At 68.7% G+C, this 16,462-nt stretch carries 14 protein-coding genes and 1 rRNA gene; 12 read left to right on the forward strand and 3 right to left on the reverse strand.

Annotation, left to right across the window (positions count from 1 at the left end):
- The first annotated feature begins 95 nt into the window (after positions 1 to 95).
- A 5S ribosomal RNA gene (gene rrf / locus H512_RS0118085) occupies positions 96 to 211 on the forward strand.
- Between the two features lie 474 nt (positions 212 to 685).
- On the opposite strand, the gene H512_RS0118090 is transcribed toward rrf, so the two are convergent.
- Together H512_RS0118090 and H512_RS0118095 are read right to left on the reverse strand one after the other, a co-directional pair.
- Complete coding sequence (locus tag H512_RS0118090) at positions 686 to 1,597, reverse strand: response regulator transcription factor (protein ID WP_026784649.1); 912 nt, start codon at positions 1,595 to 1,597, stop codon at positions 686 to 688.
- Entirely contained in the window at positions 1,594 to 4,950 is a 3,357-nt protein-coding gene (locus H512_RS0118095; RefSeq protein ID WP_026784650.1) for a hybrid sensor histidine kinase/response regulator, read from the reverse strand. The genes H512_RS0118090 and H512_RS0118095 overlap by 4 nt, the downstream gene beginning before the upstream one ends.
- Positions 4,951 to 5,220: 270 nt before the next feature.
- Between H512_RS0118095 and urtA the strand changes: the two genes are divergently transcribed.
- From urtA to ureG, 11 genes are all read left to right on the forward strand, one after another.
- Positions 5,221 to 6,501, forward strand: coding sequence for an urea ABC transporter substrate-binding protein (gene urtA, locus H512_RS0118100; protein WP_026784651.1), 1,281 nt, complete (start codon positions 5,221 to 5,223; stop codon positions 6,499 to 6,501).
- A gap of 68 nt (positions 6,502 to 6,569) precedes the next feature.
- A complete protein-coding gene (gene urtB / locus H512_RS0118105) occupies positions 6,570 to 8,186 on the forward strand; it encodes an urea ABC transporter permease subunit UrtB (RefSeq protein WP_026784652.1) in 1,617 nt (538 codons plus the stop codon).
- Positions 8,183 to 9,319 (forward strand): urea ABC transporter permease subunit UrtC, encoded by a 1,137-nt coding sequence (urtC, locus tag H512_RS24755; RefSeq protein WP_053240023.1) that lies wholly within the window; start codon positions 8,183 to 8,185, stop codon positions 9,317 to 9,319. The genes urtB and urtC overlap by 4 nt, the downstream gene beginning before the upstream one ends.
- Positions 9,316 to 10,068: an urea ABC transporter ATP-binding protein UrtD gene (gene urtD / locus H512_RS0118115; protein ID WP_026784653.1), complete on the forward strand. Its 753-nt coding sequence runs from the start codon at positions 9,316 to 9,318 to the stop codon at positions 10,066 to 10,068. The genes urtC and urtD overlap by 4 nt, the downstream gene beginning before the upstream one ends.
- A gap of 19 nt (positions 10,069 to 10,087) precedes the next feature.
- On the forward strand, positions 10,088 to 10,783 hold the full coding sequence (urtE, locus tag H512_RS0118120; protein WP_026784654.1) for an urea ABC transporter ATP-binding subunit UrtE: 696 nt from the start codon (positions 10,088 to 10,090) through the stop codon (positions 10,781 to 10,783).
- 68 nt (positions 10,784 to 10,851) lie between these two features.
- Complete coding sequence (locus H512_RS0118125; protein ID WP_053240024.1) at positions 10,852 to 11,718, forward strand: urease accessory protein UreD; 867 nt, start codon at positions 10,852 to 10,854, stop codon at positions 11,716 to 11,718.
- A gap of 56 nt (positions 11,719 to 11,774) precedes the next feature.
- Positions 11,775 to 12,395 (forward strand): urease subunit gamma, encoded by a 621-nt coding sequence (locus H512_RS24760; protein WP_036792557.1) that lies wholly within the window; start codon positions 11,775 to 11,777, stop codon positions 12,393 to 12,395.
- 17 nt (positions 12,396 to 12,412) lie between these two features.
- On the forward strand, positions 12,413 to 14,125 hold the full coding sequence (gene ureC, locus H512_RS0118135) for an urease subunit alpha (RefSeq protein WP_026784656.1): 1,713 nt from the start codon (positions 12,413 to 12,415) through the stop codon (positions 14,123 to 14,125).
- Between the two features lie 8 nt (positions 14,126 to 14,133).
- A complete protein-coding gene (locus H512_RS24765; protein ID WP_053240025.1) occupies positions 14,134 to 14,430 on the forward strand; it encodes an urease accessory protein UreE C-terminal domain-containing protein in 297 nt (98 codons plus the stop codon).
- Positions 14,423 to 15,112 carry an urease accessory protein UreF gene (locus H512_RS0118145; RefSeq protein WP_026784657.1) on the forward strand — a complete coding sequence of 230 codons (690 nt, stop codon included), beginning with the start codon at positions 14,423 to 14,425 and terminating at the stop codon, positions 15,110 to 15,112. The genes H512_RS24765 and H512_RS0118145 overlap by 8 nt, the downstream gene beginning before the upstream one ends.
- Positions 15,106 to 15,735: an urease accessory protein UreG gene (gene ureG / locus H512_RS0118150; RefSeq protein ID WP_210162718.1), complete on the forward strand. Its 630-nt coding sequence runs from the start codon at positions 15,106 to 15,108 to the stop codon at positions 15,733 to 15,735. Before H512_RS0118145 ends, ureG begins: the two co-directional genes overlap by 7 nt.
- A 42-nt stretch (positions 15,736 to 15,777) precedes the next feature.
- Here ureG and H512_RS0118155 read toward each other — a convergent pair whose 3' ends face one another.
- On the reverse strand, positions 15,778 to 16,413 hold the full coding sequence (locus H512_RS0118155; RefSeq protein ID WP_245585450.1) for a DUF1543 domain-containing protein: 636 nt from the start codon (positions 16,411 to 16,413) through the stop codon (positions 15,778 to 15,780).
- Between the last annotated feature and the right edge of the window lie 49 nt (positions 16,414 to 16,462).

Below are 16,462 nucleotides of genomic sequence, written 5' to 3' on the forward strand. Positions count from 1 at the left end.
ACGATCCGGCGGGACAACAAGCCCGCCGCCAAAGACCTGATCCTTAAAGCTCATGACGAGGCCAACGCCTGCCATGAGCTCTTGCCCTTCGCCGGCCTGGTGGTCATGGCGGGGAGAAATGCACCCGATCCCATCCCGAACTCGGCCGTGAAACTCCCCAGCGCCAATGGTACTCCGTCTCAAGACGCGGGAGAGTAGGTCGCCGCCAGGCCTGCAAAGGACAAGATAAAGGGATCAAACACGAACAAAACACACGACTATATCTCTTCACAACAATGCCAGAACACAGACAACTACCAACAATCCAAAGCCCCCGCTGAGCAATCCGCGGGGGTTTTGTGGTAGCTAAACGTAGAACGGTATACAGAAGAGCGAAAAGAGACAGACGAGAAGGAGAGGGAAAAAGGGAAGGGGATGGAGAGGAGGGAAACGGAAGGGGAGAAAAGGACGGAGAGGGAGGGGAGGAAGGGAGAAAGCGAGAGGGAAGGACGGAGAGGGGGGAGGACGGACAGGGAGGAAAAGATCGAGGAGACAGACTTCAAGCTGCCGAGACTTGGGGAATCGGAGGGCGGCAGCGGGAAGCTGAGGGATCGCAGATGCCGCAGATACGGTCATTCCCGGCATGCAGTGACGTCGGCGTATGACGACGGCGATGGATCGCTGAGGATCGCGGGTCGCCGTCAGCTCAACCCGGGTCAAGCAGCAGGCGTGTTGCCTTGATGGCGGCCGAGGCGCGGTTCTCCACGCCCAGTTTGACGAACACCTGTTCGAGGTGCTTGTTGACGGTGCGCGGCGATAGGCCGAGGATTTCGCCGATGTCCTTGTTGGTCTTGCCGCGGCTGATCCAGAGCAGCACCTCGGCTTCGCGGCCGGTCAGCCCGAAGGCCGATTTCAGCGTCTCCTCGGGCGCGGCGCTGGCCTCGACCCTGGACAGGCGGAGCAGGTATTCGTCGGCGTCCGACAGGCCGAGATAGCTGAATTGCAGCATCGGCGTGTCGTCGCCGGGGCTGAAGTCGACCGTCGCCGGCGCGCCGGACCGCCCGCGTCCGGCGATGAAGGCGGCCAGCATCGAAGCCAGCGCCGCCGACGGCTCGCCGACCAGTCCTTCGATGAGCCGGCCGGCCTCCGGCGTCGCCCAGGCCAGCGCGCCGCTGGCATCGACCGCCAAGAGGTGCCGTCCGGCCGCGTCGAGCGCCATGCGCGCGCCGCGGCTGGCGCGGGCGTTGGCGAGGTGGACGCGGATGCGCGCCTGAAGCTCGTCGATGTTGATCGGCTTGGTGAGATAGTCGACGCCGCCCGACGTCAGGCCGCGCACCACGTGCTCGGTGTCGGAAAGGCCGGTCATGAAGATCACCGGCACGTCGGCGACGGACGGCATGGCCTTCAGCCGGAGGCAGGTGGCAAAGCCGTCCATCTCCGGCATGACCGCGTCGAGCAGGATGACGTCCGGCGTCGCCCGCCCGGCGATGGCGAGCGCCTGCAGGCCGGAGGTGGCGACCAGGACGACGACGCCGGTGCCTTCGAGCGCGTCGGTGAGGAAGCTCAGGGTCTCCGGGCTGTCGTCGACCACGAGGACGGTATCGCGGCGCGGGGTCATGCTTGCCCCACCTCGTCCAGCAGCCGCGCGAAGGCCGGAAAGTCGAACGCCCGCGCATGCTGCCGGAGGCTGTCCACCAGCCCCCGGTTGGCCGGGTCGGCGGCGAGGGCGTCGAGCTTGGCGTCGATGCCGCGGACATAGCCGATGGCGAGCAGCGCCCTCAGGTCCTCGATGTGATCGGGCCCGGGATTGCGGAGCGGCGCGGCCGGCGGCTCGGCGGCGGGCGGCGCCCCGGCCGGCGGGTCGCAGGTGAATTCGAGATGCAGGTGGCGGCCGATCCTGTCGATCAGGTCGTCGAGCGAGAACGGCTTGGCGAGCACGTCGTCATGCCCGAGGTCGTCGGCCGGCATGGCGCCGTCGCCGATGTTGGCCGAGAGCATGACGATTGGAACGGCGAGGCCGCGCCGCCTCAGCGCGGTTACCACCTGCCAGCCGGTCATGCCCGGCATCAGGATGTCGACGAAGACCAGATCGGGCACGCCGTCCTCGATCATGGCAAGACAGTTGGCGCCGTCGGTCGCCGTCAGCACAGTGAAGCCGATCGGCTTCAGGAACTCGCCCATGAGATCGCGATGGTCGGCGTTGTCGTCGACCACCAGGATCATCCGGCGCGGCCCGGCGTAGCCGGTGACGGGCCGGGAGGCGTCGAGGCCGGCGCTGCGGCCGGTGGCGCCGAGCATCATGCGGACGTGGAACGTCGATCCGCGGCCGGGCTCGGAGCGGAGGCCGATGTCGCCGCCGAGCGTCTGCACCAGCAGGCGGGTGATGGTCAGGCCGAGCCCGAGGCCGGGCGTCGAGCCGGCCTCCCTGCCGCGCTCGAACGCCTGGAAGACGCGGGCCTGATCCTCGGGCGGAATGCCGGGGCCGGTGTCGGACACGGTGATCGTCGCCACCTGGTTGCGATAGTCGACGGCAAGGCCGACGGTGCCCTCGGCGGTGAACTTGACGGCGTTGGACAGGAGGTTGACCAGGATCTGCCTCAGGCGCTTTTCGTCCGTCCGGGCGATCGCCGGCAGCGCCGGGCTGCGCGTGTGGTGGAAGGCGAGGCCCTTGGCTTCGGCCTGCAAGCGGAACATGCCGGCGATCTGGTCGAAGAATTCGGGAAGGCGCACCTCGCCCATGCGGATCTGGAAGCGTCCGGCCTCGATGCGGGATATGTCGAGGAGGCCGTCGATCAGCCCCGACAGGTGCTCGGCCGAGCGCCGGATGACGCGCACCGCGTTGCGCCGCTCGTCGGGAATGCCGGGGTCGCGGTCCAGGATCTGGGCATAGCCGAGCACGGCGTTGAGCGGCGTCCTGAGTTCGTGGCTGAGGCCGACGACATAGCGGCTCTTGGCGTGGTTGGCCGCCTCGGCCCGTTCCTTGGCCTTCTGAAGCTCGGCGTCGGTCTTGCGGTGGGCGGCGATCTCCTGGAACAGCGCCGTGGTCTGGCGGGCCGTCTCCTCCTCGGCGACGGCCCGCGAATCGCGGGCAAGCACGAAGAACCAGACGACGATGCCGATCACCAGCGAGAAGACGACGAACACCACGGCCAGCGTTCCGCCGATCAGGCCGGCCTCGGCCGGATGGCGGCTCGTCGCCTCCCGGAACACCGCGAACACGATGGCGCCGACCGCCAGCACCCACAGCGACAGGTCGATGAGGTAGCGGCCGAGCCGGGTGCGCGTCGCCGCGAAGGCCGGGGCCGGCAGCAGCCGCTCGGCGGCGGCGGCGATCTGGCGGCCGAAGCGGGCGTGCGGCTTGCAGCGGTCGTGGCAGCGGGCGTCGAGCGAGCAGCAGAGCGAGCAGACCGGCGCCGCGTAGGCCGGGCAGTAGGCCATGTCCTCCGGCTCGAAATCGTGCTGGCAGACCGAGCAGCGGATGGTCGTCGCGTTTCTCCATGCCCGGCGCGGCTTGCGGGCGAGATAGAAGCGGCCGCCGGTGGCGATGGCGATCAGCGGCGCGGCGACGAAGGCGGTGGCAAGCGCGATGACCGGCGCGAAGGCCTGGGCGAGACCGCCGATGAGGCCGGTGTGGGCGAGAAGGCCGAGCAGCGCCGCGGCGGCCATGGCGCCGACGCCGACCGGATTGACGTCGTAGAGATGGGCGCGCTTGAACTCGATGCCGGGCGGGCTGAGGCCGAGCGGCTTGTTGACAAGGAGGTCGGCCGACAGGGTGGCGAGCCAGGCCATGGCGACGATGGCGAACACGCCGAGCGTCTGTTCGAGCGCCCGGTAGATGCCGATCTCCATCAAGAGCAGGGCGATGGAGACGTTGAACACCAGCCAGACGACGCGCCCCGGATGGCTGTGGGTGAGGCGCGAGAAGAAGTTCGACCAGGCGAGCGAGCCGGCATAGGCGTTCATCACGTTGATCTTCATCTGCGAGATGACCACGAAGGCGGCGGTCAGGAGATAGGCGGCCATGTCCGACGGCAGCACGTAGCCGAAGGCGACCGCATACATGCGCGCCGGCTCGGCGGCGTGCTCGATGGGCACGCCGTGGCCGAGCGCCAGCACGGCGAGGAACGAGCCGGCCACCATCTTCGGCGCGCCGAGCACCACCCAGCCGGGGCCGGCGAGGAACAGGGCGATCAGCCAGCGGCGGCGAGGGTCCTCGCGGCGGGCCGGCACGAAGCGCAGGAAGTCGACCTGCTCGCCGATCTGGGCGGTCAGCGCCAGGATCACCGCGCTGGCCGCGCCGAAGGCGGCAAGGTCGAAGCCGGCCGCGACCGCCGGTCCGTCGCGGCCGGCAAAGGTGAGCCACGTCTCCACCGAGCCCCAGTCGGACCAGGCGATGAAGGCGAAGGGCAGGATGTTGAGGACGATCCAGAACGGCTGCGTCAGGATCTGGAAGCGGCTGATCCAGGTGACGCCGTGGGTGACCAGCGGGATCACCAGCACCGTCGACACGATGTAGGCCAGCCAGAGCGGAATGCCCAGGGCGATCTCCAGCGCCGTCGACATGATCGACGCCTCGATGGCGAACAGGATGAAGGTGAAGCTGGCGTAGACCAGCGAGGTGACGGTCGAGCCGATGTAGCCGAAGCCGGCGCCGCGCGTCAGCAGGTCGATGTCGACGCCGTGGCGCGTCGCCGTGCGGGCGATCGGCCAGCCGAGGAAGAGCAGCACGAGGCTGGCGAAGACGATGGCCCAGAAGGCGTTGGTGGTGCCGTAGCTGAGGGTGACGGCGCCGCCGATCGCTTCGAGCGCCAGGAAGGAGATGGCGCCGATCGCCGTCTGGGCGATGCGGTCCGACGACCACCGCCGGGCCGACTTGGCCGTGAAGCGCAGCGCGTAGTCTTCCAGCGTCTGGTTGGCGACCCAGCGATTGTAGTCGCGCCGGATCGGAATGATGCGCTGCCGCTCTGCCATGCCTGTCCCCGGTGCAGTTCCCGTGCCTGTTTTCGAGGCGGATTGCCTGTGGATCGGGCTCCCGACGCCGCGCCCGGCCGGCCGGTCGTGAGTATCCCGTCCGATCCCGAGACGGCTTCTGCATGTCGCGTGCCGCTTTTCCAGACATGCCGCAAGGCTGGGCAGCCGTTACGTCAATCGACGTATAGGCGTTTGGCGGGACCGCCCCGACAGTCCTGCCAAGGCCGGCCGAACGATACCGGCGCGTCCTGCAACAAGACGGGGAACACCATGAACACCTTTGCCTCGAAAAGCCTTTGTCTCGCCGCGCTCATCGGCGCCCTTTCCGCCTCGACCGGGCTCGCCAGCGCCGAGGACACCATCAAGGTCGGCGTCCTGCATTCGCTGTCCGGCACCATGGCCATTTCCGAGACGACGCTGAAGGACACCGTCCTCTACCTGATCGACGAGCAGAACAAGAAGGGCGGCCTGCTCGGCAAGAAGCTGGAGCCGGTGGTGGTCGATCCCGCCTCCAACTGGCCGCTGTTCGCCGAGAAGGCGCGCGAGCTGATTTCGCAGGACAAGGTGTCGGTGGTGTTCGGCTGCTGGACGTCGGTCAGCCGCAAGTCGGTGCTGCCGGTGTTCAAGGAACTCAACTCGATCCTGTTCTATCCCGTCCAGTACGAGGGCGAGGAAAGCGAGCGCAATGTGTTCTACACCGGCGCCGCGCCCAACCAGCAGGCCATTCCCGCCGTCGACTACCTGATGAAGCAGGAGGGCGTCGAGCGCTGGGTGCTGGCCGGCACCGATTACGTCTACCCGCGCACGACCAACAAGATCCTCGAAGCCTACCTGAAGGCCAAGGGCGTCAAGGACGAGGACATCCTGATCAACTACACGCCGTTCGGCCATTCCGACTGGCAGTCGATCGTCTCCGACATCAAGAAGTTCGGCTCGGCCGGCAAGAAGACCGCCGTGGTCTCGACCATCAACGGCGATGCCAACGTGCCCTTCTACAAGGAACTCTCCAACCAGGGCATCAAGGCCGAGGACATCCCGGTCGTCGCCTTCTCGGTGGGCGAGGAGGAGCTGGCCGGCATCGACACCAAGCCGCTGGTCGGCCATCTCGCCGCCTGGAACTACTTCGAGAGCGTCGAGGGCGACGCCAATGCCGCCTTCATCGACGGCTGGCACACGTTCATCAAGAACGACAAGCGCACCACCAACGACCCGATGGAAGCCACCTACATCGGCTTCAACGCCTGGGTGAAGGCGGTGGAGGCGGCCGGCACCACCGACGTCGACACCGTCATCGACACGCTGGTCGGCACCACCGTGCCCAACCTGTCGGGCGGCTACGCCACCATCATGCCGAACCACCACCTGACCAAGCCGGTGCTGATCGGCGAGATCCAGGAGGACGGCCAGTTCGACATCGTGTCGCAGACGGCGCCGGTGGTCGGCGACGAGTGGTCGGACTATCTCGAGGGATCCAAGGACCTGATCGCCGATTGGCGCAAGCCGCTCGCCTGCGGCAACTTCAACGTCAAGACGGGCAAGTGCGGCGGCTGACATCCACCGCCACGGCGCCGGGGAGGGCTTCCCCGGCGCCGGAACAAGCCGACCTCGGGAAAGGTTCCATGCGACCCATCCGCCTGATCGCCGCCGTCTGCGTCTGTCTCCTCTCCGTCCTCGCCGCCTCCGCCGCCACCATCGCCGACAGTGAACTGACCGGCTTCGTACGGGCGCTCGGCCAGGGCGATTTCGACGATACGGAGCGGGCCGTCGCGGCGCTGGCCGCCACCGGCGACGAGCGCGTCGCCGGCATCCTCGACCGGCTCGGCGCCGGCGACCTCATGGTGCGCAAGGCGGACGGCGCCGTGTTCGTCGCCGCGAAAGCCGGCAAGGACGTCGCGCTCGCCGACCCGGTGACCGGCGCCGACGCCGGAACGGCGCCAAAGGCCGGCGTCGAAAAGATCAAGGTCAACAACCGGCTGAGGCGGGCCATTGCCTCGGCCGTCGGCAATCTCACGCTGATGAGCCCTGACCCTGCAACGCGCCGCGCCGCCGCCGAGGCGGTGCTGAAATCCGCCGATCCGGCCGTCCTGCCGGTGCTCGACAAGGCGATCGCCGCCGAGACCGTCGCCGACGTCAGGGCGACCATGCAGGTGGCCCGCGCCACGGCGGTGCTCGCCTCCGACGCCGGCGAGGCCGACAAGGAAGCGGCGCTGTCGGCCATCGCCGGTCTCGGAACGCGCGACGCGCTGTCGCTGATCTCGCCCTACGCCTCGGCCGAAGGCCCGCTCGGCGACGCGGCGCGCAAGGCGGCGGCCGGCATCGAGCGCTCCATGCTGCTGTGGGATGCCGCCCAGAACGTCTGGTACGGCCTGTCGCTCGGCTCGGTGCTGCTGCTCGCCGCCATCGGCCTCGCCATCACCTTCGGCGTCATGGGCGTCATCAACATGGCGCATGGCGAGATGGTGATGATCGGCGCCTATTCGACCTTCGTGGTGCAGGAGACCATCCGTGCCTATGCGCCGTCGCTCGCCGACTATGCGCTGCCGCTGTCGCTGCCGGTGGCCTTCGTCGTGGCCGGCGGCGTCGGCATCCTGATCGAGCGGTCGATCATCCGCTGGCTCTACGGCCGGCCGCTGGAGACGCTGCTCGCCACCTGGGGCGTGTCGCTGATCCTCCAGCAGGCCGTCCGCTCGCTGTTCGGCGCCAACAACCGCGAGGTCGGCACGCCGGGCTGGATGGCCGGCTCCTTCGACGTCGGCCAGATGCAGGTCACCTGGCCGCGCCTCTGGATCATCGTCTTCGCCCTTGCGGTGTTCCTGGCGCTGATCGCCGCGCTGAAGCACACGCCGCTCGGCCTTCAGATGCGGGCGGTGACGCAGAACCGCGCCATGGCCGCCTCGATGGGCATCCGCACGCCGCTGGTCGACGCGCTGACCTTCGGCCTCGGCTCCGGCATCGCCGGCCTCGCCGGCGTGGCGCTCAGCCAGATCGACAACGTCTCGCCCAACCTCGGCCGCGGCTACATCATCGACAGCTTCATGGTCGTGGTGTTCGGCGGCGTCGGCAATCTCTGGGGAACCTTCGTCGGCGCCATGACGCTGGGCATCGCCAACAAGCTGCTCGAACCCTATGCCGGCGCGGTGCTCGGCAAGATCCTGCTGCTCGTCTTCATCATCCTGTTCATCCAGAAGCGTCCGCGCGGGCTGTTCGCGCTGAAAGGCAGGGCCGTCGAACAATGATCACCGGCTTTCTCCTCTCCGGCTTCGACCGCAGGGCCCGCTGGACGGTGGCGGTGCTGGCGGCGCTCGCCCTGCTGGTGCCGGCCTCGAACCTCCTTCTGCCCGAGGATTCGCTCCTGCACGTCTCGACCTACCAGTTGACGCTGTTCGGCAAGTATCTCACCTACGCGCTGCTGGCGCTGTCGGTCGATCTCGTCTGGGGCTATTGCGGCATCCTGTCGCTCGGCCACGGCGCCTTCTTCGCGCTCGGCGGCTACGCCATGGGCATGTACCTGATGCGCCAGATCGGCGCGCGTGGCGTCTACGCCGATCCGCTGCTGCCGGACTTCATGGTGTTCCTCAGCTGGAAGGAACTGCCCTGGTTCTGGCACGGCTTCGACATGGCCTGGTTCGCCCTGTTGATGGTGATGCTGGTGCCGGGCATCCTCGCCTTCGTCATCGGCTGGTTCGCCTTCCGGAGCCGCGTCACCGGCGTCTACCTGTCGATCATCACCCAGGCGATGACCTACGCGCTGCTGCTGGCCTTCTTCCGCAACGACATGGGTTTTGGCGGCAACAACGGCCTCACCGACTTCAAGGACATCCTCGGCTTGCCGATCCAGGCGCCGGCGACGCGCGCCGCCCTGTTCGCCGCCTCGGCCCTGACGCTGGCGTTCGCCTATGTGATCGCCTCGGCGGTGACCGCCTCCAAGCTCGGCAAGGTGCTGGTCGCCGTGCGCGACGCCGAGAGCCGCACCCGCTTCATCGGCTACCGCGTCGAGCGCTACAAGCTGTTCGTCTGGACGCTCTCCGCCGTCATGGCCGGCATGGCCGGCGCCCTCTACGTGCCGCAGGTCGGCATCATCAATCCATCGGAGTTCGATCCGTCCGCCTCCATCGAGGCGGTGATCTGGGTGGCGGTCGGCGGCCGTGGCACGCTGGTCGGCGCGCTGGTCGGCGCCGTGGTCGTCAACTTCGGCAAGACCTGGTTCACCGGCGCGCTGCCCGAGGTCTGGCTGTTCGCGCTCGGCGGCCTGTTCGTCGGCGTGACGCTGTTCCTGCCGCGCGGCATCGTCGGCCTGTTCGCCCGCCTGAGGCGCGGCGACGCGGGCGGCCGGACGGCCGGAATCCCGGCTGGGGAGGCGGCGCCATGAGCGGCGTGGCGGAAGGCTCGATCCTCTATCTCGACCAGGTGTCGGTGTCCTTCGACGGCTTCAGGGCCATCAACAACCTGTCGCTGGTGCTGGAGCCGGGCGAGATGCGGGCGATCATCGGCCCCAACGGCGCCGGCAAGACGACGATGATGGACATCGTCACCGGCAAGACCCGCCCCGATACCGGCGACGTGCTGTTCGACGGCTCGATCGACCTGACGCGGCTCGACGAGGCGGCCATCGCCAATCTCGGCATCGGCCGCAAGTTCCAGAAGCCGACGGTGTTCGAGAGCCATACCGTCGAGGACAATGTCGCGCTGGCGCTGAAGGCCGGGCGCGGCGTTTTCCAGACGCTGTTCCACCGCCGCACGCCGGCCGAGCAGAGCCGCATCGACGAAATCCTCGACACCATCCGCCTGACGGCGCGGCGGTCGCATCCGGCGGCCGGCCTCAGCCACGGCCAGAAGCAATGGCTGGAGATCGGCATGCTGCTCGCCCAGGAGCCGCGCCTCTTGCTGGTCGACGAGCCGGCCGCCGGCATGACCGACGCCGAGACGGCGGAAACGGCCGAACTGCTGAAGCGCATCGCCGAGAAGCAGTCGGTGATCGTCGTCGAGCACGACATGACCTTCGTGCGCCAGCTCGGCGTCAAGGTCACCGTGCTGCACGAAGGCTCGGTGCTGGCCGAGGGCTCGCTCGACGCCGTGTCGGCCAACCCGCGGGTGGTCGAGGTCTATCTCGGGCGATGACGCCCATTGCGAGGACGGAATGCTGAACGTCGCCAACGTCGATCTCCACTACGGCGCCGCCCAGGCGCTGCGCGGCGTGTCGCTGCGGGCCGCCGCCGGCCGCGTCACCTGCGTCATGGGGCGCAACGGCGTCGGCAAGACCTCGCTGATGCGCGCCATCGCCGGCCAGCAGCCGATCTCCGGCGGCGCCATCGAGTGGAGGGGCAGGGACATCTCGGCGCTGAGGCCCTACGACCGGGCGCGGGCCGGCATCGCCGTGGTGCCGCAGGGCCGCGAGATCTTCCCGCAGCTCACCGTCGAGGAAAACCTGATGACCGGCTATGCGCCGCTGAAGCGGGCCGACCGCTACGTCCCCGACGCCGTCTACGACCTGTTTCCGGTGCTCAAAGACATGCTGCGCCGGCGCGGCGGCGATCTCTCCGGCGGCCAGCAGCAGCAGCTCGCCATCGGCCGGGCGCTGGTGACGCGGCCGAAGCTGCTGGTGCTCGACGAGCCGACCGAGGGCATCCAGCCGTCGATCATCAAGGATATCGGCCGCGCCATCGTCTTTCTGCGCCGGCAGGGCGAGATGGCGATCATCCTCGTCGAGCAGTATTTCGACTTCGCCCGCGACCTCGCCGACGATTTCCTGGTCATGGATCGCGGCGAGGTGGTGATCAGCGGCACGCGCGAGACCATGGACGAGGCGGCGGTGCGGGCGCGCATCGCGGTTTGACCCCTGCCGGGCCGTTCCGCCGCAAGGCTGGCATGGTGGTTGCTTGCTTGTGCCGGATGACCGACTTGATGACCTCCCCGCCTCGCCTCGACCAGCCGTCCGCCCCGGCCGCCCGGACGGACGAACGCCTGCCGGGCTATATCCGCGCCGCCGGCCGGATCGCCGCCGAGTTCCGGACAACGCCGCTTGGCACGCGGGCGATGCGACTTTCCGAAGGCGGCGGCTACCGGCTGATGTTTCCGCGCGGCCGGCGCTGCGAAGCCATGCTGCTCAACACGGCCGGCGGCGTGGCCGGTGGCGACCGGCTCGACGTCGATCTCGCCTTCGGCGACGGCACCGAGGCCGTCGTCTCCAGCCAGTCGGCGGAGAAGATCTACCGGGCGGACGGCGACGCCGCCCGCACCCGGATAGCGCTCGCCGTCGGGGCCGGAGCACGCCTCTCCTGGCTGCCGCTCGAAACCATCCTGTTCAACGGCGCAAGACTGGTCCGGCGCTTCGACATCGATCTTGCCGGCACCGCCCGTTTGCTGATGTGCGAGATGGCGGTGCTCGGCCGGATTGCCATGGGCGAGCGGCCGACCGACGTTCACCTCGATGACCAGTGGCGCGTCCGCCGTGCCGGCCGGCTGGTCCATGCCGAGGCGACCCGCATCGACGGCGACGCGACGCGCCTTCTGGCTGGCCGGGCGACCGGCGCCGATGCGCGGGCGATCGCCACGCTCGCCTGTTTCTCCGAGGATGCCGCCGCGCGCCTTGAACCGCTGCGCGAGCGGCTCGGCGGCATGAACCTCGATCTCGACTGGGGCGCCAGCGCCTGGAACGGCCTCATCAAGGCGCGCTTCTCGGCGGCGGACCCGGCCGAGGCGCGGCGGGCCGTGGCGGCGGCGCTGGCCGTGTTCGACGATGTGGAAATCCCCCGCGTCTGGGGGTTGTGATCGGGGGCAAGCCGCCCGGCAAAACGAGGACTGGCAATGGGAGAGGAAACCGCATCATGAATCTGATGCCCCGCGAGAAGGACAAGCTCCTGGTCGCCATGGCGGCGATGGTGGCCCGCCGGCGCCTTGAGCGCGGCGTGAAGCTCAACCACCCCGAGGCGGTGGCGCTGATCACCGACACCGTGGTGGAAGGCGCCCGCGACGGCAGGTCGGTTGCCGAGCTGATGGAACTCGGCGCCGCCGTGCTGTCGGCCGACCAGGTGATGCCCGGCATCGCCGAGATGATCCACGACGTCCAGGTGGAGGCGACCTTTCCCGACGGCACCAAGCTGGTCACCGTGCACCATCCCATCCGCGGCGCCAGCGGCGAGCTGGTGCCAGGCGCCGTCACCGCGCTGCCGGGTGACCTCGTGCTCAACGAGGGACGCGAAGCGATCACCCTGACGGTGGCCAACACCGGCGACCGGCCGATCCAGGTCGGCTCCCACTATCATTTCGCCGAGACCAACGCGGCGCTGGCCTTCGACCGTGATCGCGCTCGCGGCCTGCGGCTGGACATTCCGGCCGGCACCGCCGTCCGCTTCGAGCCGGGACAGAGCCGCGACGTGCGGCTGATCCCGCTCTCCGGCACGCGGCGGGTCTACGGCTTCCGCGGCCTCGTCATGGGCGAACTTTGAGCGAAGGGAACGGCAGGATGGCCAACAGCATTGCGCGCGCCGCCTACGCGGACATGTTCGGACCGACGACCGGCGACCGCGTCCGCCTCGCCGACACCACGCTGGTGATCGAGGTCGAGCGCGACTACACGATCTATGGCGAAGAGGTAAAATTCGGCGGCGGCAAGGTGATCCGCGACGGCATGGGCCAGTCGCAGGCGACCAACGCCGACGGCGCCGCCGACACGGTGATCACCAACGCGCTGATCGTCGACCACTGGGGCATCGTCAAGGCCGACGTCGGCCTGAAGGGCGGCCTGATCGCCGGCATCGGCAAGGCCGGCAATCCCGACATCCAGCCGGGCGTCACCATCGTCATCGGCCCCGGCACCGAGATCATCGCCGGCGAAGGGCTGATCCTGACGGCCGGCGGCTTCGACACGCACATCCACTTCATCTGCCCGCAGCAGATCGAGGAGGCGTTGATGTCCGGCGTCACCTCGATGCTGGGCGGCGGCACCGGGCCGGCGGCGGGCACCAATGCCACCACCTGCACGCCCGGCCCGTTCCATCTGGCGCGGATGATCCAGGCGGCCGACGCCTTCCCGGTCAACCTCGGCTTCGCCGGCAAGGGCAACGCGTCGCGGCCCGACGCCCTCATCGAGATGGTCGAGGCCGGCGCCTGCGCGCTCAAGCTGCACGAAGACTGGGGCACGACGCCGGCCGCCATCGACGCCTGCCTGTCGGTGGCCGACGACCACGACGTGCAGGTGATGATCCACACCGACACGCTGAACGAATCGGGCTTCGTCGAGGACACCATCGCCGCCTTCAAGGGGCGGACGATCCATGCCTTCCACACCGAGGGGGCCGGCGGCGGCCACGCGCCCGACATCATCCGCCTGGCGGGCGCCGCCAACGTGCTGCCGTCGTCGACCAACCCGACGCGGCCGTTCACCGTCAACACCATCGACGAGCATCTCGACATGCTGATGGTCTGCCACCACCTCGACGCCAGCATTCCCGAGGATCTGGCCTTCGCCGAAAGCCGCATCCGCCGCGAGACGATCGCCGCCGAAGACATCCTGCACGACCTCGGCGCCCTGTCGATGATGTCCTCGGACAGCCAGGCGATGGGCCGGCTCGGCGAGGTGATCATCCGCACCTGGCAGACCGCCGACAAGATGAAGCGCCAGCGCGGCAGCCTGCCGGGCGACCCTGCCCACAGCGACAATGCCCGCGTCAAGCGCTACATCGCCAAGTACACCATCAACCCGGCCATCGCCCACGGCGTGGCGCGGCATATCGGCTCGGTCGAGACGGGCAAGCTCGCCGATCTCGTGCTGTGGTCGCCGGCCTTCTTCGGCGTCAAGCCGAGCCTGGTGATCAAGGGCGGCTCGATCGTCGCCGCGCCGATGGGCGATCCCAACGCCTCCATCCCGACGCCGCAGCCGGTGCACTACCGGCCGATGTTCGCCGCCTTCGGGCGGTCGGTCGAGCGATCGGCGCTGGTCTTCACCTCGGCCGCCGCCGTGGCCTCGGGCCTGCGCGACCGGCTGGGTGTGGCCAAGGACTTCGTGGCGGTCGAAAACGTCCGCGGCGGTATCTCCAAGGCATCGATGATCCACAACGACGCGACGCCGCACATCACCGTCGACCCGGAAACCTATGCGGTGACCGCCGACGGCGAACTGCTGGTGTGCGAGCCGGCGACCGAACTGCCGCTCGCCCAGCGCTACTTCCTGTTCTGAGGCGCGCCATGCCGGGAGTGATTGCTGACGTCCGCCATCAAGCCGCCGAACGGAACCTCGTCGAGGTGCGGACGGCCGACCTCGACGCGCTGCTCCGCCTTGCCTGGAACATCGGTAACCGGCACAGGCCGGCCGAACTCGGTCCGGATTTCATCATCATCGAGCGCGACGATGGCCTCGAAGAGATGATCGCTAGTCTCGGCGGCGAGACGCGGCCGGTGGTCCGTCCCTTCCATCCGGAAGGCGGCGCCTATCGACGCCACGATCGTTCCGAGCCGGCGGAACAGGGCGGCGGCGATGGCTGAGCCAACTGGCATCGGCGGCGCCGACCTCCTGACGCTCACCGCCTGGCTGTCGCCGGCCTTCCCGGTCGGCGGCTTCGCCTTCTCGCACGGGCTCGAATGGGCGGTCGAATGCGGCGACCTCGCCGACGAAGCCGGCGTCCGCCAGTGGATCGGCGACCTCCTGCGCTTCGGATCGGGCCGGGACGACGCGATCCTGCTTTCTTCGGCCTGGCGGGCGGCACGGGCCGGCGACGACGCCGCTCTTCGCGACGTCGCCGAGCTGGCGCTGGCGATGCAGCCGTCGGCCGAGCGGCGGCTGGAGACGGCTTCGCTCGGCAACGCCTTCGTCAAGATCGTCCGCGCCGCCTGGCTGCCCGGCTTCTGGGACGGGCCGCCGGGCGAGGATGTCGCCTATCCGGTGGCGGTCGGCGCGGCGGCGGCCCAGCGCGGCCTGCCGCTCGAACCGACGGTGCAAGCGTTCCTGTCGGCCTTCGTCGCTTCGCTCGTCTCCTCGGCGATCCGGCTCGGGCCGATCGGCCAGACCGACGGACAGCGCATCCTCTCGGCGCTGATCCCGGTGGTGCTGGAAGTTGCGGCCGCCGCCGGCCGCCTCGGGCCGGACGATCTCGGCGGCGCCGCCTTCCGCTCCGACATCGCATCAATGCGTCACGAAACCCAGTACACGAGGCTTTTCCGATCATGACCACAACCAACGGTCCCCTGCGCGTCGGCATCGGCGGTCCCGTCGGCTCGGGCAAGACGGCGCTGATGGAAGCGCTCTGCAAGCGCATGCGCGACGATTTCGACCTCTGCGCCATCACCAACGACATCTACACCAAGGAAGACGCCCGGCTGCTGACGGTGGCTGGCGCGCTCGACGAGGAGCGCATCCTCGGTGTGGAGACCGGCGGCTGCCCGCACACGGCGATCCGCGAGGATTGCTCGCTGAACCTCGCGGCGGTCGACGAGATGCGGCGGCGCTTCCCGAACCTCGACCTGATCCTGATCGAGAGCGGCGGCGACAACCTCGCCGCCACCTTCTCGCCGGAGCTGGCCGACCTCACCATCTATGTCATCGACGTGGCCGGCGGTGAGAAGATCCCGCGCAAGGGCGGCCCCGGCATCACCCGTTCCGACCTCCTGGTGATCAACAAGATCGACCTGGCACCGCTGGTCGGCGCCAGCCTCGACGTGATGGAAAGCGATACGCGCCGCATGCGCCGCGACCGTCCCTTCGTCTTCGCCAACTGCCGCGCCGGCACCGGCGTGGACGCGGTGATGGAGTTCATCATCCGTGAAGGCGGGCTGGAGCCGCCGCCGCGCTGACGCGCCCGGACCCGCCGGCATCCGGCCGTCGCGACGGTGCGGTCAGGCGATCGGCACGTAGTTGCAGGTGAAGGCGAATGGCCTGATTGCCGCGGCCTTGCTCAGGCGGATCGCGTAGCCCTCGCGTTGCAGCATGGCGGAGAGATCGACGGCCTTGTCCACTTCGAATAGCCTGTCCTTGTGCGGCAGGCTCCAGTCCTGAATCAGGCTCAACGCCTTGGCCTTGGCGGCGGCGGCGTCTTCGGCGACGATCAGCACGTTCCGGTGTAGTTCAGTGAATTCGGCTGGGCTGTAGCCGCCGAGATTGACGAGAAACAGCTGATCGGTTGCCGATTCGCCGCCGCCGGCGACCAGCGAGACGTCGTAGCCGTCTGCCTGCTCGACCGCGCCCCAGCAGTCGAGATGCAGGCTCTCCGGATCGCCCCACCATTGCCGCCGGAGGTCAGCGTAGCAGTCCGCCACCGTCTCGCCGATCGCGAAGCGGATGTCATGCAACTCGACGTTCGAGTTCCTGAAATTGCCGCCTACCTGAAACATAAAGAGTTTCATTATCGTATCCCATATTGTCGTTGCCGCCCGGATCGCGCGGCGCCACCGTCCGGAACCTGCACCAAGCCCCAATGTCTTGTATGCCGACTCGGATACGGTTGCCGAGCGGGACTTGCCGGTGCCGGGCATTGGCCCCGATGGGTCGGCGTCCCGTCGGGCTTCGCGGGCATTTTGCCAG

Origin of the sequence: Pleomorphomonas koreensis DSM 23070 (assembly GCF_000425185.1) — a bacterium.
Taxonomy (GTDB): Bacteria; Pseudomonadota; Alphaproteobacteria; order Rhizobiales; family Pleomorphomonadaceae; genus Pleomorphomonas; species Pleomorphomonas koreensis.